General features: G+C 55.9%; 25 protein-coding genes. 16 read left to right on the top strand and 9 right to left on the bottom strand.

The window, feature by feature from the left end:
* Positions 1-188: 188 nt before the first annotated feature.
* Together prlC and rsmJ are read left to right on the top strand one after the other, a co-directional pair.
* Positions 189-2,231 carry an oligopeptidase A gene (prlC, locus tag AC2FAP_RS19245; protein ID WP_032680115.1) on the top strand — a complete coding sequence of 681 codons (2,043 nt, stop codon included), beginning with the start codon at positions 189-191 and terminating at the stop codon, positions 2,229-2,231.
* A gap of 7 nt (positions 2,232-2,238) precedes the next feature.
* Positions 2,239-3,000, top strand: coding sequence for a 16S rRNA (guanine(1516)-N(2))-methyltransferase RsmJ (rsmJ, locus tag AC2FAP_RS19240; protein WP_044857865.1), 762 nt, complete (start codon positions 2,239-2,241; stop codon positions 2,998-3,000).
* An 86-nt stretch (positions 3,001-3,086) separates the two neighbouring features.
* On the opposite strand, the gene uspA is transcribed toward rsmJ, so the two are convergent.
* Positions 3,087-3,524, bottom strand: coding sequence for a universal stress protein UspA (gene uspA, locus AC2FAP_RS19235; RefSeq protein WP_003861223.1), 438 nt, complete (start codon positions 3,522-3,524; stop codon positions 3,087-3,089).
* Positions 3,525-3,807: 283 nt separating this feature from the next.
* Here uspA and uspB point away from each other — a divergent pair, with 283 nt between their 5' ends.
* Positions 3,808-4,143, top strand: coding sequence for a universal stress protein UspB (gene uspB, locus AC2FAP_RS19230; RefSeq protein ID WP_003861224.1), 336 nt, complete (start codon positions 3,808-3,810; stop codon positions 4,141-4,143).
* Between the two features lie 54 nt (positions 4,144-4,197).
* On the opposite strand, the gene pitA is transcribed toward uspB, so the two are convergent.
* On the bottom strand, positions 4,198-5,697 hold the full coding sequence (gene pitA, locus AC2FAP_RS19225; protein ID WP_014172068.1) for an inorganic phosphate transporter PitA: 1,500 nt from the start codon (positions 5,695-5,697) through the stop codon (positions 4,198-4,200).
* A gap of 229 nt (positions 5,698-5,926) precedes the next feature.
* Here pitA and AC2FAP_RS19220 point away from each other — a divergent pair, with 229 nt between their 5' ends.
* Positions 5,927-7,123, top strand: coding sequence for a BaiN/RdsA family NAD(P)/FAD-dependent oxidoreductase (locus tag AC2FAP_RS19220; protein WP_449541976.1), 1,197 nt, complete (start codon positions 5,927-5,929; stop codon positions 7,121-7,123).
* A 32-nt stretch (positions 7,124-7,155) separates the two neighbouring features.
* Here the strand turns inward: AC2FAP_RS19220 and AC2FAP_RS19215 are convergent, their stop codons facing one another.
* Complete coding sequence (locus AC2FAP_RS19215; RefSeq protein ID WP_449541975.1) at positions 7,156-8,094, bottom strand: NAD(P)-dependent oxidoreductase; 939 nt, start codon at positions 8,092-8,094, stop codon at positions 7,156-7,158.
* Positions 8,094-8,786: an RraA family protein gene (locus tag AC2FAP_RS19210; RefSeq protein ID WP_025202818.1), complete on the bottom strand. Its 693-nt coding sequence runs from the start codon at positions 8,784-8,786 to the stop codon at positions 8,094-8,096. The genes AC2FAP_RS19215 and AC2FAP_RS19210 overlap by 1 nt, the downstream gene beginning before the upstream one ends.
* Positions 8,787-8,955: 169 nt before the next feature.
* Here AC2FAP_RS19210 and AC2FAP_RS19205 point away from each other — a divergent pair, with 169 nt between their 5' ends.
* Positions 8,956-9,693: an IclR family transcriptional regulator gene (locus AC2FAP_RS19205; protein WP_020884507.1), complete on the top strand. Its 738-nt coding sequence runs from the start codon at positions 8,956-8,958 to the stop codon at positions 9,691-9,693.
* A gap of 37 nt (positions 9,694-9,730) precedes the next feature.
* Here the strand turns inward: AC2FAP_RS19205 and AC2FAP_RS19200 are convergent, their stop codons facing one another.
* Complete coding sequence (locus AC2FAP_RS19200; RefSeq protein ID WP_078774775.1) at positions 9,731-11,065, bottom strand: MFS transporter; 1,335 nt, start codon at positions 11,063-11,065, stop codon at positions 9,731-9,733.
* A gap of 334 nt (positions 11,066-11,399) precedes the next feature.
* On the opposite strand from AC2FAP_RS19200, the gene AC2FAP_RS19195 reads away from it, so the two are divergent.
* The gene (locus tag AC2FAP_RS19195; RefSeq protein WP_020884509.1) at positions 11,400-11,798 is read left to right on the top strand and encodes a potassium channel family protein; all 399 of its coding nucleotides are present in this window, start codon (positions 11,400-11,402) and stop codon (positions 11,796-11,798) included.
* A 165-nt stretch (positions 11,799-11,963) separates the two neighbouring features.
* Positions 11,964-12,992 (top strand): TerC/Alx family metal homeostasis membrane protein, encoded by a 1,029-nt coding sequence (locus AC2FAP_RS19190; protein WP_449541974.1) that lies wholly within the window; start codon positions 11,964-11,966, stop codon positions 12,990-12,992.
* Positions 12,993-13,037: 45 nt separating this feature from the next.
* On the opposite strand, the gene AC2FAP_RS19185 is transcribed toward AC2FAP_RS19190, so the two are convergent.
* Positions 13,038-13,700: an HAD family hydrolase gene (locus AC2FAP_RS19185; RefSeq protein ID WP_080337456.1), complete on the bottom strand. Its 663-nt coding sequence runs from the start codon at positions 13,698-13,700 to the stop codon at positions 13,038-13,040.
* Between the two features lie 240 nt (positions 13,701-13,940).
* Between AC2FAP_RS19185 and AC2FAP_RS19180 the strand changes: the two genes are divergently transcribed.
* Positions 13,941-14,468 (top strand): NlpC/P60 family protein, encoded by a 528-nt coding sequence (locus AC2FAP_RS19180; protein WP_449541973.1) that lies wholly within the window; start codon positions 13,941-13,943, stop codon positions 14,466-14,468.
* Positions 14,469-14,472: 4 nt separating this feature from the next.
* Here the strand turns inward: AC2FAP_RS19180 and AC2FAP_RS19175 are convergent, their stop codons facing one another.
* Both AC2FAP_RS19175 and AC2FAP_RS19170 read right to left on the bottom strand, forming a co-directional pair.
* Positions 14,473-15,267 (bottom strand): SDR family NAD(P)-dependent oxidoreductase, encoded by a 795-nt coding sequence (locus AC2FAP_RS19175; protein WP_025202822.1) that lies wholly within the window; start codon positions 15,265-15,267, stop codon positions 14,473-14,475.
* A 33-nt stretch (positions 15,268-15,300) separates the two neighbouring features.
* Positions 15,301-16,182, bottom strand: coding sequence for a LysR family transcriptional regulator (locus tag AC2FAP_RS19170; RefSeq protein ID WP_020884513.1), 882 nt, complete (start codon positions 16,180-16,182; stop codon positions 15,301-15,303).
* 99 nt (positions 16,183-16,281) lie between these two features.
* Here AC2FAP_RS19170 and AC2FAP_RS19165 point away from each other — a divergent pair, with 99 nt between their 5' ends.
* The 8 genes from AC2FAP_RS19165 to arnF all read left to right on the top strand — a co-directional run bounded on the left by AC2FAP_RS19165 (position 16,282) and on the right by arnF (position 24,501).
* Positions 16,282-16,788: a phenolic acid decarboxylase gene (locus AC2FAP_RS19165; protein WP_020884514.1), complete on the top strand. Its 507-nt coding sequence runs from the start codon at positions 16,282-16,284 to the stop codon at positions 16,786-16,788.
* A 322-nt stretch (positions 16,789-17,110) separates the two neighbouring features.
* Positions 17,111-18,250: a UDP-4-amino-4-deoxy-L-arabinose aminotransferase gene (gene arnB, locus AC2FAP_RS19160; RefSeq protein WP_449541986.1), complete on the top strand. Its 1,140-nt coding sequence runs from the start codon at positions 17,111-17,113 to the stop codon at positions 18,248-18,250.
* 1 nt (position 18,251) lies between these two features.
* Complete coding sequence (gene arnC / locus AC2FAP_RS19155; RefSeq protein ID WP_449541985.1) at positions 18,252-19,235, top strand: undecaprenyl-phosphate 4-deoxy-4-formamido-L-arabinose transferase; 984 nt, start codon at positions 18,252-18,254, stop codon at positions 19,233-19,235.
* Positions 19,232-21,214, top strand: a complete 1,983-nt coding sequence (gene arnA, locus AC2FAP_RS19150; RefSeq protein WP_449541972.1) for a bifunctional UDP-4-amino-4-deoxy-L-arabinose formyltransferase/UDP-glucuronic acid oxidase ArnA — start codon at positions 19,232-19,234, stop codon at positions 21,212-21,214. The genes arnC and arnA overlap by 4 nt, the downstream gene beginning before the upstream one ends.
* The gene (arnD, locus tag AC2FAP_RS19145) at positions 21,211-22,113 is read left to right on the top strand and encodes a 4-deoxy-4-formamido-L-arabinose-phosphoundecaprenol deformylase (RefSeq protein WP_020884517.1); all 903 of its coding nucleotides are present in this window, start codon (positions 21,211-21,213) and stop codon (positions 22,111-22,113) included. Before arnA ends, arnD begins: the two co-directional genes overlap by 4 nt.
* Positions 22,110-23,765 carry a lipid IV(A) 4-amino-4-deoxy-L-arabinosyltransferase gene (arnT, locus tag AC2FAP_RS19140; RefSeq protein ID WP_449541971.1) on the top strand — a complete coding sequence of 552 codons (1,656 nt, stop codon included), beginning with the start codon at positions 22,110-22,112 and terminating at the stop codon, positions 23,763-23,765. The genes arnD and arnT overlap by 4 nt, the downstream gene beginning before the upstream one ends.
* Complete coding sequence (arnE, locus tag AC2FAP_RS19135; protein WP_014172049.1) at positions 23,762-24,100, top strand: 4-amino-4-deoxy-L-arabinose-phosphoundecaprenol flippase subunit ArnE; 339 nt, start codon at positions 23,762-23,764, stop codon at positions 24,098-24,100. The genes arnT and arnE overlap by 4 nt, the downstream gene beginning before the upstream one ends.
* A complete protein-coding gene (arnF, locus tag AC2FAP_RS19130; protein WP_049021795.1) occupies positions 24,097-24,501 on the top strand; it encodes a 4-amino-4-deoxy-L-arabinose-phosphoundecaprenol flippase subunit ArnF in 405 nt (134 codons plus the stop codon). Before arnE ends, arnF begins: the two co-directional genes overlap by 4 nt.
* Here the strand turns inward: arnF and acpT are convergent.
* Entirely contained in the window at positions 24,458-25,051 is a 594-nt protein-coding gene (gene acpT, locus AC2FAP_RS19125) for a 4'-phosphopantetheinyl transferase AcpT (protein ID WP_025202827.1), read from the bottom strand. The two genes, arnF and acpT, sit on opposite strands and share 44 nt — an antisense overlap.

Below are 25,051 nucleotides of genomic sequence, written 5' to 3'. Positions count from 1 at the left end.
GTAGGCCTGATAAGCGTAGCGCCATCGGGCAAAAATAGAGCGTATCGCCACAGTATACAGAAAAGTTTATCCTGCCGCGAAAGCGCAACGTCTGGCATTGAAATCCTCTACACTTATCCCCATTCTAGATCGCATATGCACAGCGCCGGATGCGCGCTTCATTCATCTTATTCAACAGGACAGCGTTTATGACCAATCCATTACTGACGCCTTTTTCGTTGCCACCGTTTTCTAAAATCCGCCCTGAGCATGTGGTTCCAGCCGTAACACAGGCGCTGGACAACTGCCGTGCGGCGGTAGAAAGCGTGGTGGCGCAGGGCGCGCCGTACACCTGGGAAAATCTGTGTCAGCCGCTGGCCGAAGTGGATGACGTGCTGGGACGCCTCTTCTCCCCGGTAAGCCATCTGAATTCAGTGAAAAACAGCCCGGAACTCCGTGAAGCGTATGAACAAACCCTGCCGTTGCTCTCTGAGTACAGCACCTGGGTTGGTCAACACGAGGGGCTGTACAAAGCCTATCGCGACCTGCGCGATGGCGACCACTATGCCGAACTCAACACCGCGCAGAAAAAATCGGTCGATAACGCTCTGCGTGATTTCGAACTCTCCGGCATTGGTTTGCCGAAAGAGAAACAGACCCGTTACGGTGAAATTGCGGCCCGTCTGTCTGAGCTGGGCAACCAGTACAGCAACAACGTGCTGGACGCGACCATGGGCTGGACGAAGCTGATTACCGACGAAGCCGAGCTGGCCGGTATGCCGGAAAGCGCGCTGGCGGCGGCGAAAGCGCAGGCCGAAGCGAAAGAGCAGGAAGGCTTCCTCTTAACCCTGGACATCCCGAGCTACCTGCCGGTCATGACCTACTGCGACAATCAGGCGCTGCGCGAAGAGATGTACCGTGCGTACAGCACCCGCGCTTCCGATCAGGGTCCGAATGCCGGTAAGTGGGATAACAGCCCGGTGATGGCTGAAATCCTCGCGCTGCGTCACGAGCTGGCACAGCTGCTGGGCTTTGAGAGCTACGCCTCCAAATCCCTCGCCACCAAAATGGCGGAAAATCCACAGCAGGTCCTCGATTTCCTGACTGACCTGGCGAAACGTGCGCGTCCGCAGGGCGAGAAAGAGCTGGCACAGCTGCGCGCCTTCGCGAAAGCGGAATACGGTGTCGATGAGCTGCAGCCGTGGGATATCGCCTGGTACAGTGAAAAACAGAAACAGCACCTTTACAGCATCAGCGATGAGCAGCTGCGTCCTTACTTCCCGGAAAACAAAGCCGTTAACGGTCTGTTTGAAGTGGTTAAACGCATTTACGGGATCACCGCCAAAGAACGTACCGACATCGACGTCTGGCATCCGGACGTGCGCTTCTTCGAACTGTATGACGAGAAGAACGAGCTGCGCGGGAGCTTCTACCTGGATCTGTACGCTCGCGAGAACAAACGCGGCGGTGCATGGATGGATGATTGCGTCGGGCAGATGCGCAAAGCGGACGGTTCCCTGCAGAAGCCGGTGGCGTACCTGACCTGTAACTTTAACCGTCCGGTGAATGGCAAACCTGCGCTGTTTACCCATGACGAAGTGATTACCCTGTTCCACGAATTCGGTCACGGCCTGCACCATATGCTGACCCGCATCGAAACCGCAGGCGTTGCCGGTATCAGCGGTGTGCCATGGGATGCGGTCGAACTGCCAAGCCAGTTTATGGAAAACTGGTGCTGGGAGCCGGACGCGCTGGCGTTCATCTCCGGCCATTACGAAACTGGCGAGCCGCTGCCTAAAGAACTGCTGGATAAAATGCTGGCGGCGAAAAACTACCAGGCGGCGATGTTTATCCTGCGCCAGCTGGAGTTCGGCCTGTTCGACTTCCGTCTGCACGCCGAGTTTAGTCCGGAGCAGGGGGCGAAAATCCTCGAGACGCTGGCCGAGATCAAAAAGCAGGTCGCCGTTATTCCTGGCCCAACCTGGGGCCGCTTCCCGCACGCGTTCAGCCATATCTTCGCGGGCGGCTATGCGGCAGGCTATTACAGCTACCTGTGGGCCGACGTGCTGGCGGCGGATGCGTTCTCTCGCTTTGAAGAAGAGGGCATATTCAACCGTGAAACCGGCCAGTCGTTCCTTGATAACATCCTGACGCGCGGCGGTTCTGAAGAGCCAATGGTGCTGTTCAAACGCTTCCGTGGCCGCGAGCCGCAGCTGGATGCGATGCTTGAGCACTACGGAATTAAAGGCTAACCGTTACGTGAAGATTTGTTTAGTCGATGAAACAGGCGCCGGAGACGGCGCCTTATCTGTTCTGGCCGCCCGCTGGGGGCTGGAGCATGATGATGAAAACCTGATGGCGCTGGTGATGACGCCGGCGCATCTGGAATTACGTAAGCGTGACGAACCCAGGCTCGGCGGGATATTTGTCGATTTTGTGGGGGGCGCTATGGCGCACCGGCGCAAGTTCGGCGGCGGTCGCGGTGAAGCGGTTGCCAAAGCGGTTGGCGTCAAAGGAAGCTATCTTCCGGACGTGGTAGATGCCACGGCGGGTTTAGGGCGCGATGCGTTTGTCCTGGCCTCGGTAGGGTGTCACGTGCGGATGCTGGAGCGCAATCCGGTCGTGGCCGCGCTGCTCGACGACGGGCTGACGCGCGGCTATGCCGACCCGGAGATTGGACTGTGGCTGCAGGCACGCTTGCAGTTGATTCACGCCTCCAGCCTGACGGCCCTGACCGATATCACTCCGCGTCCGCAGGTGGTCTACCTCGACCCGATGTTCCCGCATAAGCAGAAAAGCGCGCTGGTGAAGAAAGAGATGCGGGTGTTCCAGTCGCTGGTCGGGCCGGATTTAGACGCGGATGGTTTGCTGGTGCCTGCTCGTCAGTTAGCCACGAAGCGCGTGGTGGTGAAACGCCCGGACTATGCGCCGCCGCTGGCGGACGTGGCCACGGCCAATGCGGTGGTTACCAAAGGGCACCGGTTTGATATTTATTCGGGGACGCCGGAACAGGAAGGTTAGGGTGTGCGGTTTGATGCCGTCACCCCAACCCGCGCTGGAAAGAGGCTCGAACGGTTCCCTCTCCCTTTGGGAGAGGGAAAGCAGACTTACTCGTCTTCTTCGTCACGCAGTGGAACAATCAGCATATCCACATGAACGGTGTTAATCAGTTGACGCGCTGAAGACATCAGCTTGCTCCAGAAGTCCTGGTGGTGACCACAAACGACCAGGTCCATATCGTATTTCTTAATCGCATCAACCAGCACCTGACCCAGATCGCCGCTGCCGCTTAAGGTTTCGGTGATAGGGTAGCCCGCGTTGGTGGACAGTTCGCTCAGGGCGTGGTGTGTCTCTTCAGAGATGCGTTTCTGCATATCACCGAGATTGACGTCAATCAGACCGGTATAGAGGTCGGAGTAATTCACATCAACGTGGATAAGAGAAACTTTCGCGTTGTAAGGGCGTGCCATGGATACCGCTTTATCAACCAGCACTTTACTCTCCGGAGAGAGGTCTACCGCGATGAGAATGTGTTTGTAAGCCATAGTGTTACTCCTTCCTTAAGTTATCGATGACTAAATGGAAAAGCCGTCGTCTGATGCTTTCATTACGGCCCAGTAAAACATATTTTTCAAGCTTTGGTGTTGATAACGATTAACCTTGTGGCAAAAAAATTAACGGATCTCCTACACTATTTAATGAGCCGTTCGGATATTAAAACGCGAACCGGATCGACTTTTGTTCATTCTTTCACTGAACTGTCTGTCAGGGCACTGGAGTGCGGTAGCTCAGAGGCCTTGCTTCGTGGGCGTACGCCGGGGAGGATGTATGATTAGCACCGTCGCATTGTTTTGGGCGTTATGCGTGGTTTGCATAGTGAATATGGCGCGCTACTTCTCATCGTTACGTGCGCTGTTAGTGGTACTTCGTGGTTGCGATCCGTTGCTTTATCAGTATGTGGACGGTGGAGGGTTCTTCACCTCGCACGGACAGCCCAGCAAGCAGATGCGTCTGGTAGGGTATATCTATTACCAGCGCTATCGCGATCACCACGATGAAGAGTTTATTCGCCGTTGCGAGCGTCTTCGCCGTCAGTTCATTTTAACCAGCGCTCTGTGTGGTCTGGTTGTGGTCAGCATGATTGCCTTGATGATTTGGCACTGAGCATAAAAAAAGCGGGTCAGTTTCCTGAGCCGCTTTTTTATCGCGTTCTGCCGATTAGATAAGCTTCAGCGAAATCCAGTACAACCCACCCGACAGCAGGATAGAGGCCGGAAGGGTAAATACCCAGGCCATCAGAATGTTGGTCACGGTTTTGCGTTGCAGACCGCCGCCGTCAACAATCATGGTCCCTGCCACGGAAGAGGAGAGTACGTGGGTGGTCGAAACTGGCATACCGGTATAGCTCGCCAGACCGATTGAAACCGCCGCCGTCATCTGCGCGGACATACCCTGCGCATACGTCATGCCTTTCTTACCGATCTTCTCGCCGATGGTGGTCGCCACACGACGCCAGCCAATCATCGTACCGATACCGAGAGCCAGTGCGACAGCCATGATGATCCAGATTGGCGCGTACTCAATAGTATTGAGCATATCGCCTTTCAGTTTCTTCAGCAGACGCTGGTCGTCAGCATTCACTTCTGGCAGCTTCGCCACTTTATCCGTGACATCAGAGATGCACAGCATAATGCGACGCAGTTGACCACGTTGCTCAACGGACAGTTTGTCGTAGCTTTCGATATTACCCAGCATGCCTTTGGCACGTTCCAGCGCGTTAATCGCGTTTGCCGGATGGCAGTGGAATTCGCCCGGCGCAGTGGTAGCGCCTGCTTCAGGAGAAGGGATCAACTGGTCAACGCCGGTTGCCTTCTTCAGCAGCTCAGGGTGTTGCTGGAAGTAGATTTCAACGTTGTTCACCGCATCACGGGTACGGGTGATTTCGTAACCGGAGGCGTTCATGTTAACCACGAATCCCGCCGGTGCGACGCCAATCAGTACCAGCATTACCAGACCAATGCCTTTCTGACCGTCGTTCGCGCCGTGAGAGAAGGCAACGCCGATAGCGGAAAGGATCAGGGCAATCCGCGTCCAGAATGGCGGCTTTTTCTTGCCGTCTTTCTTCTCACGCTCTGCAGGCGTCAGGTGAATACGGGAGCGTTTTTTTGTATTGCTCCAGTAACGACGCAGGATGAAAATCAATCCGCCTGCGACCACCAGACCCACGATAGGGGAGACAATCAGTGAGGCGAAAATTCCCAGCACTTTCGGGATGTTTAACGCATCAACAACCGAGGTACCGGTCATGAGGGCATTCGTTAACCCAATACCGATAATCGCGCCGATGAGGGTGTGAGAACTGGATGCAGGCAGGCCGAAATACCAGGTACCGAGGTTCCAGATAATTGCAGCAAGCAGCATTGAGAACACCATAGCGAGGCCATGGCCAGAACTAACGTTGAGAAGCAGATCCGTTGGCAACATATGCACGATCGCATATGCAACGCTCAGTCCACCCAGAAGAACACCAAAAAAGTTAAATACCGCCGCCATAACAACCGCGAGCTGCGATCGCATTGCGCGAGTGTAGATAACCGTTGCTACTGCGTTTGCAGTGTCGTGGAAGCCGTTGATCGCTTCGTAAAACAGTACAAAAACCAGAGCAAGCAATAATAAAAGCCCGGTATGTAAATCCAGGCCAGCAAACAAATGTAGCATAGGACGTTACGCCATTTTGAGGACATGAACGCGGCGCATTATCCAGGACAAATGCGCGGCGGGCAAAGTGAAATATAGCTTTTTTTTGATATAACTTCGGCTTTGTTGGCGTTAGGTAAAGAAATATATTTTATATTTCAAGTATATGACTGATATCTCGGTTAATTGCGCTGGTGTGACCACAGAGGAAACTTTACAATCCGCGGCAGTTAACGAAGAGGATTTTGACGTGGAAAGGTTTGATGCCGTGGTAATTGGCGCCGGTGCGGCGGGTATGTTTTGTGCGGCGATGGCCGGACAGGCGGGTCGTCGCGTGCTGTTGCTGGATAACGGTAAAAAGCCAGGACGTAAAATTCTGATGTCCGGTGGCGGGCGCTGCAACTTTACAAATCTCTATGTCGAACCCGCAGCTTATCTGAGCCAGAACCGTCATTTTTGCAAATCGGCCCTGGCGCGTTACACCCAGTGGGACTTTATCGACCTGGTGGGTAAGCACGGTATCGCATGGCATGAGAAGACGCTGGGCCAGCTGTTCTGTGATGACTCCGCCCAGCAGATTGTCGATATGCTGGTGGCCGAGTGCGAGAAGGGCGGCGTGGTAATGCGCCTGCGCACGGAAGTGCTGGAGGTGTCCCGCGATGAGCAGGGCTACACGCTGCAGTTAAACGGGGAAAGCGTCAGCGCCGATAACCTGGTGATTGCCAGCGGTGGCCTCTCCATGCCGGGGCTCGGTGCTTCACCATTCGGCTACAAGATTGCCGAACAGTTTGGCCTGAACGTGCTGCCCACCCGTGCGGGGCTGGTACCGTTCACCCTGCATAAGCCCCTGCTGGAACAGCTCCAGACGATTTCTGGCGTCTCGGTTCCGTCGGTCATTACGGCTGAAGACGGTACGGTGTTCCGTGAAAATCTGCTGTTTACCCACCGTGGTCTTTCCGGCCCGGCGGTACTGCAAATCTCCAGCTACTGGCAGCCGGGGGAGTTTGTCACGGTTAACCTGCTACCCGAATGCGACCTGGAGGCTTTCCTCAACGAGCAACGCGCGGCGCACCCGAATCAAAGCCTGAAAAACACGCTGGCCATGCAGTTGCCAAAACGTCTGGTGGAATGTTTGCAGGTGCTGGGTCAGATCCCCGATGTGTCGCTCAAGCAGCTTAACAGCCGCGAACAGGAGGTGCTGGTTGAGACGCTGACAGCCTGGCGGGTGCAGCCCAACGGCACCGAAGGCTACCGCACGGCGGAAGTGACGCTTGGCGGGGTCGACACCCATGAACTCTCCTCACGCACCATGGAAGCGCGCAACGTGCCGGGGCTCTATTTTATTGGTGAGGTGATGGATGTGACCGGCTGGCTCGGCGGATACAATTTCCAGTGGGCATGGGCAAGTGCCTGGGCGTGCGCTCAGGCGCTGGCAGAAGACAAGTGACATAAGAGCACTGCCACTCGTCACAGATGGCTTTACGGGCTGACGGTGGTTACGTCTGTTACAGCAAGAATATTGCTCGCGGCCACGGTCCCCATCTTGATATATGACGCTGCGGTAACGCCGCCAATATGCGGTGAAATAACCACGTTTTCTACGGACTGCCAGCGGTGCGGCGCCGTCAGCGGCTCGTGGGTAAAGCTGTCCAGCGCTGCGCTGTGCAGCGTGCCATCCCTGAGCGCCGCCAGTAACGATTCATCGTCGATCAGTCCGCCGCGTGCCGTATTTACCAGAATTGCGTTCCGCTTGCAGTGTGCGAGCGTCTGGCTATTGATCATCCCCCGATTCTCATCGGTCAGCGGACAGTGCAAAGAGATGACATCGGAACGGGAAAGAAGTCCTTTCAGCGTTTCTGCGCGTTCGCACAGGGCAGGCATGGACTTAGCATAGGGATCGTAAGCCAGCACCTTCATGCCGAATGCGTGACCAATATGTGCCACACGCGAGCCGATAGCACCCAATCCGATGAGCCCTAACGTTAAGCCCTCCAGTTCAATGGATTTATGCGTCGCCTTATCCCAGTGCCCGTCTCGCAGGCGCTTGTCCAGAGGCACCACCGACTTTGCGCAGGCGAGGATCTGCGCCCAGGTATGTTCAGCCACTGCCGCCGCGTTTGCACCTGGCGCAGCGCGGACGGCGATGTTGCGCTCGGCCGCTGCCGTCTGGTCTATCACATCGATCCCGCTTCCGTGCTTGGAAATAACCTGCAGAGCGGGGGCGGCATCCATGACTTTCGCGGTAATCTTGCCGTAACGTACCAGAATCGCCACAGGATTGTGTCGTTCACACAGCGCGATCAGTTCATCTTCTGTGGGCTGGCGGCCCGCAAACACCACCTCAAAGCCCTGCAACATCACCATGGCCTGCTCCGCCAGGTCGCTTCCGGTAACCAGAACTACGTCTTTGCCCCCCATCACAGCGTCTCCCCGTCATCTAACATACCTGCCTTACGCAGCGCGTCATCAAGCCAGTGTGGACGTAAATCGCCTTCACGGATGGCGGCAAGGCGTCGGGTCTCCATCTCCAGCTTTCCTTTTGCCAGCGCGATAACTTCCTGAACCTCATCGCGCGGGATGACTACCACGCCGTCGATATCCGCGACAACCAGATCCCCGGCCTGAACCGTCGCCCCGGCGACTGAAATGGGATGATTAACCCGACCAGAAATTAGCTTTGTCGGGCCGCAGGGGTTCAGACCGGCAGAAAAGACAGGGTAGTGACCTTTGCTTAAGGTATCGGCGTCACGTACAGCGCCGTCAATAATAATGCCCGCAATGCCGCTCGCCTGAGCCTGAGTGGCCATGATTTCCCCAAGCAGCGCGCAGCTCAGGTCGCCTTTGCCATCGACGATCAGGACATCGCCGGGCTGCGCCACCGCCATCGCGGCATGAATCGCCAGATTATCACCCGGACGGACTTCAACGGTGATGGCCGGACCCGCAACGGACATGTGTGGGGCCAGCGGTTTGATGCGGCCATGAAGCGTACCGCGGCGACCGGCCACGTCGGCCAGAATAGCGGCCTGATACTCGGCAGCCCGACGAACGTCCTCGGCAGAAACGCGATCAAACTGGCGATTAATCGGTTTTTTTTCAGTAACGGACATGAATGCCTCCATATTGTTTTACTAAGTACAATGCAGGTGTACAGTGCAAAACAACTATAGCGGTGTTGCTTTCCTTTTAGCCAGACCCGAGATGGCGTTTGTGATGTAAACACGAAGTGACTCACAAAATTTGAGGTACACTCACTGCCGGGCTAACAAGGAGATAATGATGGGGAATGAAGGCGTTGTAGCGGTTGAAAAAGCGCTGGCTTTACTGGATTGCTTCCGTCCTGGAGATGAGAGCCTGACGCTGACCGCGCTGGCACAGCTATCGGGTTATCACAAAACCACGGTTTACCGCTTGATGAATTCTCTTGAACGGATGAATTACGTCGTCAGGCATGAAGACGGCAATTATGCGCTGGGCCCACGTCTGCTTTACCTCGGCAAGCTGTATGAACAATCTTTCCATCTTTCCCGAGTGGTTCAGCCAGAGCTTCAGGCCTTATCCCTGGCGTCTCAGGAGAGTGCCAGCTGGTATGTGCTGGAGGGAGGGCAGCGGCTTTGCCTGTTTCGCGCTGAAGCGTCGCATGGCCTGCGACACAGCAATCTTCCCGGTAGCCAGTTTCCGCTCGATAATTCGGCCATCAGTAAGGTATTACGCCATTGGGGGCTCAATGAGAGCCTGCCGGAGGGAGACGCTGAACTCCCATTCTACACGTCAGGCGCACGCGATCCCCACACCGCTGCGTTTGCGATGCCTGTCTTCGGTGTTCACGACAAGCTGGTTGCGGCGTTAGCCCTGACCGGCCCCATCTCACGGCTGACGGAAGATCGTCGTGAGAAGGAGATAGGTCAGTTGATGAAGGCGGCAGCAAGCCGTCTGTCGCAGAAAATGGGAGCCAGTAAGCTCTTCTGTCAGCAGTTTTTTGGGGAAACGAGCGATACGGCGGAAGAACATCTTTAAATGCAGAAGCGGGACAGTTGTCCCGCTTCTGTCAACGCTAATGCGTGACCTGTTTTTCGTGTAGCTGAGCGTTGCGGGCCTGTCGGCCCATAATGAGCACCGCTATCCCCCCGGCCACGCACAGCGCGGCCAGTGGAAGCATCGCCAGCGTGTAGCTGCCCGTCCGCTCATTGATAATGCCGTACGCGTTTACCATCACCGCCCCGCCTATCAGGTTTGCGATGGCGCCAATCGCGGCCAGTCCCGCCGCCGCTGAGGTACTGCTCATCCAACCGGACGCCAGCGCCCAGAAAGGCCCTTTCATTGAATAGGCGCCTATCAGCATAATGCTGAGGATAACGATCGTGGCAGACAGCGAGACGCTCACAAAGGCGGCGAACACGCCGGCGGCAATTATGAATAGCGTGAGTGCGGTATGCCAGCGGCGTTCGTTGGTACGATCGGAATTCCGCCCCCATACAATCATGAGAACAGATGCCAGACCGTAAGGAATGGCGTTAAGCAGACCTGTCTCAAGATTATCGAGATGGAAGGATTTCAGCAGTTGAGGAGACCAGACGCTGATGGTGGTACCCGCGGACGATGCACCCGCGTAAATCAGCGCCATCAGCCAGATTTGGCGATGCTTTAACAACTGCCAGGTGGTCTGGTGTCCGATATTCTTTTGCTGATTGCGCTCGGTTTCCAGCGTGGTTTCCAGCCAGTGTTTCTGTTCACTGCTAAGCCAGCTCGCCTGATGAGGGCGATCCCGGAGAATAAACCAGGCTGCAATACCCAGCAGCACCGCCGGCAAGCCTTCAATAATGAACAGCAGATGCCAGCCGCGAAGACCCAGCCAGCCATCCAGGGACAGTATCAACCCGGAAAGCGGGGAGCCAATGAAGTTAGCGAGTGGGATGGCGACCATAAAGGACGCAATAATGCGTGCGCGGTAGCGGGACGGGATCCACCAGGTCAGATACAGCACGACGCCCGGGAAGAAGCCCGCCTCTGCAGCACCGAGAAGAAAACGGACGATATAGAGCGACGTGGTGTTCTGCACCAGGGACATACACATGGAGACGATGCCCCAACTGATCATAATGCGCGGGATCCACAGCCGGGCGCCGACTTTCTGCATGGCCAGGTTGCTGGGTACTTCAAACAGAAAATAGGCCACGAAATAAAGACTGCTGGCGAAGCCAAATGCAGCTTTGCTGAGGCCAAGGTCCTCATTCATCTGCAGCGAAGCCATGCCGATATTCCCGCGATCGATAATGGAGACCAGGTAACTGACAATCAGAAACGGGAGAATACGCCAGATCACCTTCCGCATCGTCTCTCTTTCTATGTCCTCGGTGGCGGTAGCACCGTTACGTAAATGTTCTGTCATTGTGTCCTCGCAGGGTATGTTCTTTGTTTTATTAGGTACAACTGAGTTTTATTAAACAAAACCACTATAGCGACGGCGCGTTCTTTTTATCCAGTTAATGGAAGGTTTAAATGATGTAAATAAGAGGTGACTCACAGATAGTGCGCTCCAGATATATCGCTCACAGCAGTCGAACCAGCCGCAAAGAGGAGACTCTAAAAGGGTGATAATCACGCAGCGCAATTATTGCACCAACTTTTTTCCTCCGATCCACTAAGCTTCGACCAGGCCAGACAACTCCAGGTGCCCCGCTGCGTTCGCGGGGTCATTTTTCTTCCCGGTCAGAGCACCTTTCATGCAGCTACTCAGCATCATTATTTTGCTTACCCTTACGGTGGTCATCCATTCGCTGTGGATGTTTTGCGTTTTAAAATTCATTAACTTAGAGGTCGACTCTGCGGTGCGTGTGGTTTTGCGTAACGTCGGGATCGTTATCTCCATGATCTTCGCCCATCTTCTTGAAGCCGGTCTCTTCGCCGGGTTTTATTTTGTTATTGATGCATTTAACGACTGGAACACCAGCTTCTACTTTTCGCTGGTCAGTTACGCCACGGTGGGATACGGCGATGTCACGTTGCCTCAGCACTGGCGGCTGATTGGGGGTGTGGAAGGTCTGGTCGGCGCCTTGATGGTGGGCTGGTCAGTGGCGGTTCTGGTGGCCGTACTGCAGCGTTTGCGCGGCATGAGCGCCTAAACGGCAGATGCGCGACCCCATGGAGTGCGGTAAAGTACCTCTCTTTGCCGGGCCTGGAAGGCCGCGGCTTTAAGGGGTAAAGGCTGGTAAACAGCCTGCCCCTTTCCGTTCCTGGTTTACGCCAGTTTGCATGGTGCTGTGTTTTGTCTGCCAAAAGGGTTGTGTATGTCTGCTGCTCATCTCGGTTTCCCGACTGAAACCGTTGTTGTCTTTGTAGTGATGGCCGTCGGGGCGATGTTTATCGACCTCTTTATGCACCGTCACGATAAACCGATCTCGCTGAAAAGCGCTGCCATGTGGTCCCTCTTCTGGGTCATGATGGCCATGGCTTTCGCCGGGTTCCTGTATGTTCACCACGGCGCAGAGATGGCAAGCCTGTTCCTCACCGGTTACGCGCTGGAAGAGGTGCTCTCCGTTGATAACCTGTTTGTGATGATGGCGATTTTTGCCTGGTTCGGCGTGCCGGATAAATATCGTCACCGCGTCCTCTACTGGGGCGTGCTCGGGGCGATTGTTTTCCGCGGTATCTTTGTGGCCATCGGGACCAGCCTGTTGAGTCTGGGGCCTTACGTCGAGGTTATCTTCGCGCTGGTCGTCGGCTGGACGGCGGTGATGATGCTCAGACGTAATGAAGAGAGTGACGAGGTTGAAGATTACTCCGGCCATCTGGCTTACCGTCTGGTGAAACGCTTCTATCCTGTCTGGCCTAAAATCAGCAGCAATGCCTTTATTCTGACCCAGAAAGAGGTGGACGCGGAGCTGGAGAAACCTGAAAACCAGGACGTAACGGTTGGACGCGTGAAGAAGGCGAAACGCTACGCAACGCCGCTGCTGCTTTGCGTGGCGGTCGTGGAACTCTCTGATGTGATGTTCGCGTTTGACTCCGTGCCGGCCATTATTGCCGTCAGCCGTGAGCCGCTTATTATTTACAGCGCAATGATGTTCGCCATCCTCGGCTTGCGTACGCTCTACTTCGTGCTGGAAGCGCTGAAGCAGTATCTGGTGCATCTGGAGAAAGCGGTGGTGCTGCTGCTGTTCTTCGTGGCGTTCAAGCTCGGATTAAATGCCACCGATCACTTCTGGCACCACGGTTACAGCATTGGTGCCACGGCAAGCCTGTTAGTGGTGCTTGGCGTGCTGGCGCTGGGGATTATCACCAGCGTGATGTTCCCGGGTAAGAAAGAAGCCCATTAAAAGCAAAACGGCAACCTTTGGTTGCCGTTTTCGGGTAGACAGTGTCTAACACTTAATCGGTGAATGTCGACGCTTGCGCGGTGGATGGAAGTGCCGCCAGTGTGCATCCTGCGCCGCCGCCAGCAGTTCATGGTCACCGCGGGTATCGCCCCACGCGCGCAGGTGGTAGCTATTCAGATCGCCATACACTTTTTCCAGCCTCGCCACCTTCTGGGCACAGCGGCAGTTGTTGCCGGTGATACGTCCGGTCAGCTTGCCGTCTTTCACTTCCAGCTGTGTGCCAATCAGCTTAATCCCTAGCTTGTCAGCCCATGGCTGGAGCACCAGCGCCGGAGAGGCGGAGCAGATGGTCACTTCCGCACCGGAATTCACCTCTGCGGCGACGGCCAGTACGCCGGCAGGGCGCATCAGCTTGTCCCAGTATTTTTCGCAAAACGCTTCCGCCTTCTGGCGTAGCCAGTGTTCATCCACGCCCGTCAGGAACGTTTTAATCAGCACTTCCTTCAGCTCATCGCGCGTCAGCTTACGACGCACGCAGTGGAGCGTGGGTAAGGCCATACGCACCAGGCGGCCCGCGAAGTAACGTTTACCAAAGGCAAAACGCAGGAAAGGGATAAAGCTGTCGTGGTGCGTCAGTGTTCCATCAAAGTCGAAGACGGAGAGCACGTTGGATTTGGCCACGGCCTCGTCGGCAATCATATTGGTCATAAATACGTCTTAGCTAAAATACACATTCTGTTGATTAGTTTACCTGCTTTACCCTGTCTGTCCTTCTGTCTTGAGCATTTTTTTCGCGATCTTGCGATCGGAAAGTGAGTCCATTTTTGGTCTCAATAATAATTGGTTGAAAAGCGAGCTGTCTATATTATCGCCACATTGAGCGCTATTTCGGGGGAACGTTGGCCCCCACCGGTAAGGAAAATATTCACTCACTGAATCTATTTTGATATGACGTTTAGATCGCTTATTTCAATCCTCTCGTTAAGTCTGGCTTCGTTTTCGGCATTGAGTTTTCAACTGCCGGCGTCGATGCTGTCAATGAACCGCGAGCTCACCCTTTCTCCGGCAAAATCCGCGCTGCTGCACCAGGAAACAGGACCACTGCGTACCCGGATCCTTGATCAATACCAGAAGTGGAAAGGCACCCACTATCAGTGGGGCGGGACCACACATCGGGGCGTTGACTGCTCCGCGCTGATGCAGCATCTGTTCAGCGATGCGGCGCACCTTAATCTGCCGCGCACGACGGGCGAACAGATCCATCGCGGCGTGAAGGTGGCGCAATACCGTCTGAAGGCGGGGGATTTGGTCTTCTTTCAGATCGGTCCAGACCGAAGGCACGTGGGCGTGTACATCGGCAATAGCCAGTTTATTCATGCTTCACGCAGCCAGGGCGTAACCGTCTCAACCCTGACTGATGACTACTGGCAGGCGCACTATATTACTGCCCGACGGGTCACAGACCGTTCTGTCTGAGGGATCAGATGATGTCATCCACCACGCCGCCATCGACGCGCAGTGCCGCGCCCGAGGTGGCGGAGGCCTGGGGCGAGCAGACATACACCACCATATTGGCGACTTCTTCCACCGTCGCGGCACGCTGGATAACCGAGCTCGGGCGGTGAGTCATCACAAACTCTTTCGCCAGTTCCTCCAGCGATTTGCCGGTTCTTTCGATCTCGTCTTTCATCATGCCGGCAAAACCGTCTGAAAGGGTGGGGCCGGGCAATACGCTGTTCACCGTGACACCGCTTCCCGCCACGAACTTCGCCAGCCCGCGAGCGAGCGACAGCTGCGCCGTTTTGGTCACGCCATAGTGGATCATGTCCGCCGGGATATTGCAGGCCGACTCGGACGAAATAAACACCACGCGTCCCCAGCCTTTCTGCACCATACCGGGCAGCAGCGCACGGGAGATACGCACGCCGGACATCACGTTTGTCTGCCAGTAACGCTCCCAGGTATCATCGTCGGTGCCATAAAAATCCTGCTGGCCGTAAATGCCGGCATTGTTGACCAGGATGTCGACGTGGGTCGCCACGTTCAGCAGCGATTCCACCCCTTCAGCCGTGCTGAGGTCGGCAATCGCGGCGCGTACCTGCACCCCAGGCACAACCTGTTGTAGCTGCTGGATACCTTTATTCACCGACTCCGTGCTACGGCCATTGATGATCACTTCCGCACCGCTTTCAGCCAGCCCTCGGGCTATGGCGAAGCCGATCCCGCCGGTAGAGGCGGTCACCAGCGCGACTTTCCCCGTAAAATCGATCTTCATCATCTGCTCCTTATCGTGTTTAACGTTCGGACCTTAAAGCGTAGCAGGTGAGGATGGCGGCTCCTGGCTAAAAAGGCGCAGCAGGGTCTCAACCTGTTCATCCAGCGGGCCGAGGGAGCGTTTCACAATCAGGTGCAGCGGCGTAGCCCGGCGTGCGCCATGGCTAAGCGGCAGGCGTTTAAGCACCCCCAGATCAAGCTGGGTCTGAATACGCTCCTCTGGCAGCCAGCCATAGCCGACCTGAGACATTACCGCTTCTATGGCTGCGTCAATGGTGGAAAAGGTCCACGACTCACCGGCCGCACGCGCGGCGGTCTGGCTGTCGGCTATCTGAATGAGCGGCCACGGGCGCAGCATATCGTCGTTAAGCGGCGCGTCGAGGCTAAAGAGGGGATGTTGATGATGCGCCACGGCAACAAAGTCGATATTCATCAGCCATTCGCCAAGACCGGTTATGTCCTGGCGGCGGGTTAACACCATCACGTCGGCTTCATCATTAATGACATCGGTGCGGCTATTTTCCAGCACTTCGGTGAGGCGGACCTGCGTTTGCGGATACAGCTGCTGGAACTGACGCAAAATAGCAAACAGGCGTCGGCGCGGGAAAATGCTGTCCACCACCAGATCTAACCGCGTGCGCATTCCGTTACGCAGGCTTGCCGCACGGGTCTCAACATAGGCGAAGGCTTTCAGCAACGGTTTAACCTGGTTGAGCAGGAGTTCGCCGGCCGGGGTCAAGACAGCCCGCCGCCCCTCAGGCACCAGCAGCGCCACGCCCAGCCGCTCCTGCAGCAGCGACAGGTTATAGCTGACCGAGGACTGGCTGCGGTTGGTCTCTTCCGCTGCTTTGGCAAAGCTGCCTGCCTCGACCACTCTTTCCAGTAATGACCATTGTTCAAGCGTCGTCTTATGCATGATTAATCTAAAATTTGGATGAATTTGATTCAAACATAGCGTTATTCATTCATTTTTTGAAGGGGTACGATCGTCTCATCAAAACAAAGGAGACACATTATGAACACCTTCGACAAACATGACTTAAGCGGCTTCGTCGGCAAACACCTTGTATATACCTATGATAATGGCTGGAACTACGAGATTTATGTCAAAAACGAAACCACCCTTGATTACCGTATTCACAGCGGGATTGTGGCGAACCGTTGGGTGAAAGATCAGCAGGCTTATATTGTTCGCGTAGGGGAGAGCATCTATAAAATTTCCTGGACAGAACCAACCGGTACCGACGTGAGCCTGATTGCAAACCTGGGTGACAAACTGTTCCACGGCACCATCTTCTTCCCACGTTGGGTGATCAACAATCCAGAAAAAACCGTCTGCTTCCAGAACGATCATATTCCATTGATGAATGCGTATCGTGATGCGGGTCCGGCATACCCCACTGAAGTCATTGATGAATTTGCGACGATCACCTTTGTTCGCGACTGTGGGGCGAATAATGAAAGCGTTATTGCCTGCGCGGCGAGCGAGTTACCAAAAAACTTTCCTGATAATTTAAAATAAGCGCGACAATTAACTAAAAAGAAAAGTTCCCGGCTATTTCTTCTTTTAAAAGAAATAGCCGGGATTTTTTTTGTTTGTTGATGTTATGTTTAAAAAATTGCAGGCAAAGGTCGAGTTTGATCACACAATAAATAATTCATAATAATTTAACTCTTTGTATTTTAAGTGGTTAATGGGTTGATAAAGTGAATGGAATGTCTTTCTTAATTTTTCCCTAAGAAATGTTAGCTACCTTGATATAAGTTTATGGTTCGTTGAAATAAACGAGCCGGCATTTGGTTAATATCAAAAGCGTGCCATTCTTATTTCAAGGAAATTAATGATGAGTGATTTTTTGCCTTTTTCCCGGCCGTCCATGGGTAGCGAGGAATTAGCGGCGTTGCAGGAGGTATTAACCTCCGGCTGGATCACCACAGGACCGAAAAATCAGGCGCTTGAAGAGGCATTCTGTCAGCTAACCGGGAATCAACATGCGATTGCCGTCAGCTCAGCGACCGCGGGAATGCATGTCACGCTGATGGCGCTGGGTATTGGTCCAGGCGATGAGGTGATTACCCCCTCCCTGACCTGGGTATCCACACTGAATATGATTGTGCTGCTGGGCGCAACCCCGGTGATGATTGATGTTGACCGGGATACGTTGATGGTCACGCCGGATGCGATCGACGCCGCCATTACGCCGCGCACAAAAGCGATTGTTCCGGTTCATTATGCCGGCGCGCCGTGTGACATCGACGCCATTCGCGCCATCGGGGAACGTCATGGTATCCCGGTCATTGAAGATGCGGCGCATGCAGCCGGCACGTACTACCACTCGCATCACGTGGGCTGGCAGGGCACCGCGATTTTCTCATTCCACGCCATTAAAAACATGACCTGCGCCGAAGGCGGGTTAGTGGTCACGGACGATGCGCAACTGGCGCAGCGGATCCGTAGCCTGAAATTCCACGGCCTGGGTGTGGACGCCTACGACCGCCAGACGCACGGTCGTGCGCCGCAGGCAGAAGTTATCACGCCCGGCTTCAAATACAACCTGGCGGATATCAACGCCGCGCTGGCGCTGGTGCAGTTGGGCAAACTGAAAGAGGCCAACGCACGACGTCATGACATTGCTGAACGCTATCTGCGCGAGCTTGCCGATACGCCGTTCCACCCGCTGCGTATTCCTTCATGGCCGCACGTCCACGCCTGGCATCTGTTCATCATTCGCGTGGATGAAGCCCGTTGCGGGATTTCTCGCGACAACCTGATGGCAGCCCTGAAGGAAAAAGGCATTGGCACCGGCCTGCATTTCCGCGCGGCGCACACGCAAAAATACTACCGCGAGCGTTTTCCTGATGTATCGCTCCCGAATTCTGAATGGAATAGCGCGCGTATTTGTTCTCTCCCCCTTTTCCCGGACATGACTCATGACGACACAACCCGCGTCATTACCGCGCTCCATCAGCTTGCAGGAAATTGATATGTTCAGCGCACCGCCTGTACAAAAAGTTTCTGTGGTTATCCCCGTTTACAACGAACAGGAGAGCCTGCCCGAACTGATCAGCCGCACGACGGCCGCCTGCGACACGTTCGGCAAAGCCTATGAAATACTGCTGGTGGATGATGGCAGTAGCGATAATTCCGCGCTGATGCTGACCGAAGCCGCGCAGGCCGAGGGCAGCCATATTGTTGCCGTGCTGCTTAACCGTAACTACGGCCAGCACTCCGCCATTATGGCCGGGTTCAGCCATGTGACGGGCGATCTGATTATTACGCTTGATGCCGATCTGCAAAACCCGCCGGAAGAGATCCCGCGTCTGGTTGCAAAGGCCGATGAAGGGTACGACGTGGTCGGCACGGTGCGGCAAAACCGTCAGGACAGCCTGTTCCGTAAGCTGGCTTCCCGCACAATCAACCGTCTGATCCAGCGGACCACCGGCAAAGCGATGGGCGATTATGGCTGCATGCTGCGCGCCTACCGCCGCCATATTGTCGACGCCATGCTGCACTGCCATGAACGCAGCACGTTTATTCCCATTCTCGCGAACACCTTTGCCCGTAAGGCGACGGAAATCCCGGTACTGCACGCCGAGCGCGAGCACGGGGAGTCGAAGTACAGCTTTATGCGTCTCATCAACCTGATGTACGACCTTATCACCTGCCTGACCACCACGCCGCTGCGCCTGTTGAGCGTTTTCGGCAGCATCATTGCCGTGTTCGGCTTCGCGCTCTCCGTGCTGCTGGTGTTACTCCGCCTGATCTACGGTCCCCAGTGGGCGGCGGAAGGGGTCTTCATGCTCTTTGCCGTGCTGTTTATGTTCATCGGCGCCCAGTTTGTCGGGATGGGCCTGCTCGGGGAATACATTGGCCGTATTTATAACGATGTTCGCGCACGTCCGCGCTACTTTATTCAACGTGTTGTCCGCCAGGAACACAAAGCATCTCAAGAGGAAATTCACCCATGAAAGCTGTTGTCTTTGCCTATCACGATATGGGGTGTGCGGGCACGCTGGCCCTGCTGGAAGCGGGCTATGAAATCGCTGCAATCTTCACGCATCCGGACACGGCCGGAGAGAATAACTTCTTTGGCTCGGTGGCGCGTATCGCCGCAGAGCGAGGTATTCCGGTTTACGCCCCGGACGATGTCAACCATCCGCTGTGGGTGGATCGCATCCGGGCGCTCGCGCCTGATGCCATCTTCTCGTTCTATTATCGCAACCTGATTTGCGATGAGATTTTAAGTCTGGCCGCAAAAGGGGCATTTAATCTTCACGGCTCTTTGCTGCCCGCCTACCGTGGCCGCGCACCGCTGAACTGGGTGCTGGTGAACGGCGAAACGGAAACCGGCGTCACTTTACACCGTATGGTGCACCGCGCAGATGCCGGTGCCATCATCGCGCAGCAGCGCGTGGCTATCGACGCGGATGAAACTGCGCTGCAGCTTCATCAGAAGCTCTGCACCGTAGCGCAAAGCCTGTTACGTGATGTGTTGCCGGCGATCCTTAACGGCACCTTCAGCGAGACCGCGCAGGATGAGAGCAAGGCGAGTTGTTTTGGCCGTCGCCGGCCAGAAGATGGTCGCCTGGACTGGAACAAGCCGGCTCGTCAGTTGCACAACCTGGTGCGTGCCGTTACCGACCCCTGGCCGGGGGCGTACAGCTTTGCAGGCGTAAGTAAATTTATCGTCTGGAAATCCCGCGTACGCGACGACATTTCTGCCGCCAAACCGGGCACCGTTGTCTCAGCTTCCCCGCTGATTGTCAGCTGCGGCGAGCAGGCGCTGGAGATCGTTACCGGGCAAACCGATAACGGCGTTTACGTTCAGGGCGCGCAGCTGGCTCAGTCTCTGGGGCTGGTCACTGGCGCACTGATCACCAGCGCACCGGTTGTGGCCATCAAACGCCGCACCCGCGTGCTGATCCTCGGCGTCAACGGTTTTATCGGCAACCACCTGACCGAGCGTCTGCTGAAAGACGATAACTACGAAATTTATGGTCTGGATATCGGTGCTGATGCCATCAGTCGTTTCCTCGACAACCCGCGTTTCCACTTTGTGGAAGGGGATATCAGCATTCACTCCGAGTGGATTGAATATCACATTAAAAAATGTGACGTGGTGCTGCCGCTGGTGGCGATTGCCACGCCGATTGAGTACACCCGTAACCCGCTGCGCGTGTTCGAGCTGGACTTCGAAGAGAACCTGAAGATCATCCGCGACTGTGTGAAATACGACAAGCGCATTATCTTCCCGTCAACTTCTGAAGTGTACGGCATGTGTACTGACAAAAACTTCGACGAAGACACTTCTAACCTGGTCGTCGGGCCGATCAACAAACAGCGCTGGATTTATTCCGTCTCCAAGCAGCTGCTCGACCGCGTGATCTGGGCCTACGGCGAGAAAGCGGGTCTGCGCTTTACGCTGTTCCGTCCGTTTAACTGGATGGGGCCACGTCTGGATAACCTTAACGCGGCGCGTATCGGCAGCTCACGTGCCATCACCCAACTGATCCTGAACCTGGTGGAAGGCTCGCCCATCAAGCTTATCGAAGGCGGTAAACAAAAACGCTGCTTTACGGATATCAGCGACGGTATCGAGGCGCTGTTCCGCATCATCGAAAACAAAGAGGGTCGCTGCAACGGAGAGATCATCAACATCGGTAACCCGGATAACGAAGCGAGCATTCGCGAGCTGGCTGAGATGCTGCTGGCAAGCTTTGAACGTCATCCGCTGCGCGATCGCTTCCCGCCGTTTGCCGGTTTCCGTGAAGTGGAAAGCAGCAGCTACTACGGTAAAGGTTATCAGGACGTTGAGCACCGTAAACCGAGCATTCGTAATGCGAAACGCTGCCTGAACTGGACACCGACGGTGAAGATGGATCAGACCATTGATGAAACGCTCGATTTCTTCCTGCGCACCGTGGAGCTGTCGGAACAGGTCTCATGAGAAAAGTCGGTTTACGCATTGATGTCGACACCTTCAGGGGGACGCGTGACGGCGTACCCAAACTGCTGGAACTGCTGAGCAAGCACAACGTGCGCTCATCCATTTTCTTCAGCGTGGGGCCTGACAATATGGGACGTCATTTATGGCGTCTGGTTAAACCGGCATTTCTGTTCAAAATGCTGCGCTCACGCGCAGCCTCTCTCTACGGCTGGGATATTTTGCTGGCCGGAACCGCATGGCCCGGCAGGCGCATTGGCGCGGGTAATGAAGCCGTTATCCGCGACGCGGCGCAGCACCATGAGGTTGGACTGCATGCCTGGGATCACCATGCCTGGCAGGCCTGGGCTGGCGTCTGGGATATTCCACGCCTGTCGCGTGAAGTTGAGCGCGGCATGCTGGAGCTGGAGGCCATTACCGGTCAGACGATTCGCTGCTCCGCCGTGGCGGGATGGCGTGCCGACCAACGCGTGGTGAAAGCCAAAGAACCCTTCGCGTTTCGCTACAACAGCGATTGCCGCGGCACAGGGCCTTTTTTGCCGCTCATCGGGGAGAATCGCCTGGGGACGGTGCAAATCCCGGTCACGCTTCCCACCTGGGATGAAGTGGTTGGCCGCGAGGTTAGTGCCGGAGGGTTCAATCGCTATATTCTGGACTGCATTCATCGCGACACCGGTACGCCCGTCTATACCATCCACGCGGAAGTGGAGGGGATTGCGTATCAGCATGATTTCGATGCACTGTTGACGATGGCCGCTCAGGAGGGCATTCAGTTTTGTCCATTGAGCGAATTGCTGCCAGAGGATCTTAGCGTCCTGCCCGTGGGCAAAATTGTGCGTAATGAACTGGCTGGCCGGGAAGGCTGGCTTGGCTATCAACAAACCGTGAGTCCGGTATCATGAAAGCAGCCCGTTATGGCTTAGCGCTTCTCGCACTGTTTATCGTTTACTACCTCATTCCGGTCGATATTCGCCTGCTGTGGCAGCCTGATGAAACGCGCTATGCGGAAATCAGCCGCGAAATGCTGGCGTCTGGAGACTGGATTGTCCCGCATTTTCTGGGGCTGCGTTACTTTGAAAAGCCGATTGCGGGCTACTGGATCAACAGTATCGGGCAACTGCTGTTTGGGCATACTAACTTTGCCGTGCGCGCCGGCGCCATATTCTCAACCGGGTTGACGGCTCTGCTGGTGATCTGGATGGCGTGGCGCCTGTGGCGGGATAAGCGCGTTGCCATTTTCTCCGGCCTTATCTTCCTGACCCTGTTCCTGGTGTATGGCATTGGTACGTACGCCGTGCTGGATCCCATCATTACCCTGTGGCTGGTGGCCGCTATGTGCAGCTTCTGGCTGGCCTCGCAGGCTGAAACCGTGGCCGGAAAAGCGGGTGGCTACGTGCTGCTCGGGCTTGCCTGCGGCATGGGGGTGATGACCAAAGGATTCCTGGCGCTGGCGGTGCCGGTGATAGGCGTGCTGCCGTGGGTGATTGCGCAGAAGCGCTGGAAAGAGGTGCTGATCTTTGGCTGGCTGGCCATCGTGAGCTGTGTGCTGATCGTCCTGCCCTGGGCGCTGGCCATTGCGCATCGAGAGCCTGATTTCTGGCGCTACTTCTTCTGGGTTGAGCATATTCAGCGCTTTGCCCAGAGCGATGCCCAGCACAAAGCGCCGTTCTGGTACTACCTGCCGTTCCTGCTGGCCGGCAGTCTGCCGTGGCTGGCGCTGTTGCCCGGCGCGTTTCGGCTGGGCTGGCGCGAAAGAGACAACACGGGCGGTGGCTTTTATCTGCTTGGATGGGTCGTGATGCCGCTGCTGTTCTTCAGCATTGCCAAAGGCAAACTGCCAACCTACATCCTGCCGTGTTTTGCTCCGCTGGCTATTCTGATGGCGCGCTATGCCTGCATCGCGGCGGACAAAGGGGCCAGAGCGTTACGCATTAACGGCGGGATTAACCTGGCGTTTGGTGTGATTGGCGTGGTGGCGGCGCTGGTGGTCTCGCCGTGGGGGATTGCTAAGCATCCGGTCTGGACATCCGTTGAGCTGTATAAAGTCTTCTGCGCGGTGCTGGCGTTTCTCGTCTGGGCGGCTGTCGGCTGGTTTACCGTGCGGCAAAGCGCGCAGCGCTGGTGGCTGGCGGCGTTGTGTCCTGCTGGCGTGGCGCTGCTGATTGGGTTTGCCATTCCTAACCTGGTGGTAGATTCCAAACAGCCGCAGTCGCTGGTGGATACCATCCGTGACCCGCTTCAGAGCAGCCGGTTTGTGCTGGCGAACAATGTTGGTGTGGCCTCCGGGCTGGCGTGGGAGCTTAAGCGTAATGACATCATTCTGTTTGGTCAGAGCGGCGAGCTGAGCTACGGGCTAGCGTACCCGGATGTGAAAGACCGGTTTGTCGAGAAAGATAATTTTGCGCAGTGGCTGGCAACGCATCGCCAGCAGGGGGGCGTGTCACTGGTGATCCTGCTGTCAAAACACGACGATATTAAGCGGGCTCATCTGCCAGAACCGGACAGCCTGTATATTCAGGGCCGTCTGGCCTGGCTGCAGTATTTACCGCAATGACGACCTGGCTCTGGTTGATACTGGCAAGCCTGCTGACCTGCGCAGGGCAGCTGTGTCAGAAGCAGGCCACCCGTCCGGCGAAAGCCGGGCGGCGTGGCGCGCATATTATGCTGTGGCTGGGCCTGGCATTGCTGGCGCTGGGCAGCGGCATGCTGGTCTGGCTGGTGGTCCTGCAGCGCCTGCCTGTCGGCGTTGCCTACCCTATGCTGAGCCTCAATTTTGTCTGGGTGACCCTGGCGGCGAAAGCATTCTGGCATGAAAAAGTCGCGTTGCATCACTGGCTGGGCGTCGGGTTCATCATCATCGGCATTGTTATCCTCGGAGGAAGCCTGTGAGAGGAACGTTCTGGGCGTTATGCAGCGTAATGCTGGTCAGCGCGGCGCAGCTGCTGCTGCGCTATGCCATGCAGGCTCTGCCGCCAGTCAGCGAGCTTTATGCGTTTGTCTCCGCGCTCTGGCACTTCTCATCCGGTACTGGCGCGCTGCTGCTGGGACTCATGGGGTATGTGGCCTCGATGGGCTGCTGGTATCTGGCGTTGCATCGCATGGCGCTCAGCAAAGCGTATGCCTTGCTGAGCCTCAGTTACATTCTGGTGTGGGCCGCGGCCATTTTGTTGCCCGGCTGGAACGAACACTTTTCCTGGCACGGGCTGGCGGGGGTCGGGATGATTATTCTCGGCGTGCTGGTGATTTTTATGCCACGGACATCCCGTGGTGAGCAATCGTCCCGGCGGTAAGGGTATAAGGCGTTGAGGTGCAGACGGCAAGACTGAGCGAGCCGAACTGGAGCTGGCTTACCGAATGCGTCTGCGACGTGCTGTCGATGCTGACAATCTGCCAGGCGCTGCCGCCTCGCTGCTTCACGATGGCCTCTTTACGCGTCCAGATCCCCCAGAAAGCAGAAAGCTTTGTCTCCGGGTCTTCGCGCTCCAGCTCCGCATGTTCCGCCACGCTGAAGACGGCGTTAGCCAGCGCCTGCCAGTTTTCACGTGGGCGGATAACTTCGATATCACATCCCACTTCGCCTTCGTCGCTCAGCAGCAGCGCGATATTATCGCCGCTGTGACTCAGGTTAAACCAGAAGGGCTGCGCATCCACGAAGGCCGGCTTCCCTTGCTCACCATAGACGATCTCGGGTAACGGAGAAGGAGAAAGCGTTTTGGCGAGCAGGGTTCTCCCCGCCAGCCAGGATGCATTTCGTGCACCCGCAGGTGCCATATGTGCAAGCGTCGACGCCAGCGGGTCTGCGCTCAGGGTGGAGATCTTTCCCAGTATAAACTGGTACAT

The sequence above is a fragment of the Enterobacter cloacae complex sp. 394I7 genome, assembly GCF_057320345.1.
Note: the sequence above shows the minus strand (reverse complement) of the source record. Positions and strands in the feature narration are given on the sequence as shown.

Bases quoted from the DNA above. Each gene is read 5' to 3' on its own strand.
- prlC (WP_032680115.1), top strand. From the start codon at position 189: ATGACCAATCCATTACTGACGCCTTTTTCGTTGCCACCGTTTTCTAAA.
- uspA (WP_003861223.1), bottom strand. From the start codon at position 3,524: ATGGCTTACAAACACATTCTCATCGCGGTAGACCTCTCTCCGGAGAGT.
- uspB (WP_003861224.1), top strand. From the start codon at position 3,808: ATGATTAGCACCGTCGCATTGTTTTGGGCGTTATGCGTGGTTTGCATA.
- pitA (WP_014172068.1), bottom strand. From the start codon at position 5,697: ATGCTACATTTGTTTGCTGGCCTGGATTTACATACCGGGCTTTTATTA.
- AC2FAP_RS19215 (WP_449541975.1), bottom strand. From the start codon at position 8,094: ATGGGGGGCAAAGACGTAGTTCTGGTTACCGGAAGCGACCTGGCGGAG.
- AC2FAP_RS19210 (WP_025202818.1), bottom strand. From the start codon at position 8,786: ATGTCCGTTACTGAAAAAAAACCGATTAATCGCCAGTTTGATCGCGTT.
- AC2FAP_RS19205 (WP_020884507.1), top strand. From the start codon at position 8,956: ATGGGGAATGAAGGCGTTGTAGCGGTTGAAAAAGCGCTGGCTTTACTG.
- AC2FAP_RS19200 (WP_078774775.1), bottom strand. From the start codon at position 11,065: ATGACAGAACATTTACGTAACGGTGCTACCGCCACCGAGGACATAGAA.
- AC2FAP_RS19195 (WP_020884509.1), top strand. From the start codon at position 11,400: ATGCAGCTACTCAGCATCATTATTTTGCTTACCCTTACGGTGGTCATC.
- AC2FAP_RS19190 (WP_449541974.1), top strand. From the start codon at position 11,964: ATGTCTGCTGCTCATCTCGGTTTCCCGACTGAAACCGTTGTTGTCTTT.
- AC2FAP_RS19185 (WP_080337456.1), bottom strand. From the start codon at position 13,700: ATGACCAATATGATTGCCGACGAGGCCGTGGCCAAATCCAACGTGCTC.
- AC2FAP_RS19180 (WP_449541973.1), top strand. From the start codon at position 13,941: ATGACGTTTAGATCGCTTATTTCAATCCTCTCGTTAAGTCTGGCTTCG.
- AC2FAP_RS19175 (WP_025202822.1), bottom strand. From the start codon at position 15,267: ATGAAGATCGATTTTACGGGGAAAGTCGCGCTGGTGACCGCCTCTACC.
- AC2FAP_RS19170 (WP_020884513.1), bottom strand. From the start codon at position 16,182: ATGCATAAGACGACGCTTGAACAATGGTCATTACTGGAAAGAGTGGTC.
- AC2FAP_RS19165 (WP_020884514.1), top strand. From the start codon at position 16,282: ATGAACACCTTCGACAAACATGACTTAAGCGGCTTCGTCGGCAAACAC.
- arnB (WP_449541986.1), top strand. From the start codon at position 17,111: ATGAGTGATTTTTTGCCTTTTTCCCGGCCGTCCATGGGTAGCGAGGAA.
- arnC (WP_449541985.1), top strand. From the start codon at position 18,252: ATGTTCAGCGCACCGCCTGTACAAAAAGTTTCTGTGGTTATCCCCGTT.
- arnA (WP_449541972.1), top strand. From the start codon at position 19,232: ATGAAAGCTGTTGTCTTTGCCTATCACGATATGGGGTGTGCGGGCACG.
- arnD (WP_020884517.1), top strand. From the start codon at position 21,211: ATGAGAAAAGTCGGTTTACGCATTGATGTCGACACCTTCAGGGGGACG.
- arnT (WP_449541971.1), top strand. From the start codon at position 22,110: ATGAAAGCAGCCCGTTATGGCTTAGCGCTTCTCGCACTGTTTATCGTT.
- arnE (WP_014172049.1), top strand. From the start codon at position 23,762: ATGACGACCTGGCTCTGGTTGATACTGGCAAGCCTGCTGACCTGCGCA.
- acpT (WP_025202827.1), bottom strand. From the start codon at position 25,051: ATGTACCAGTTTATACTGGGAAAGATCTCCACCCTGAGCGCAGACCCG.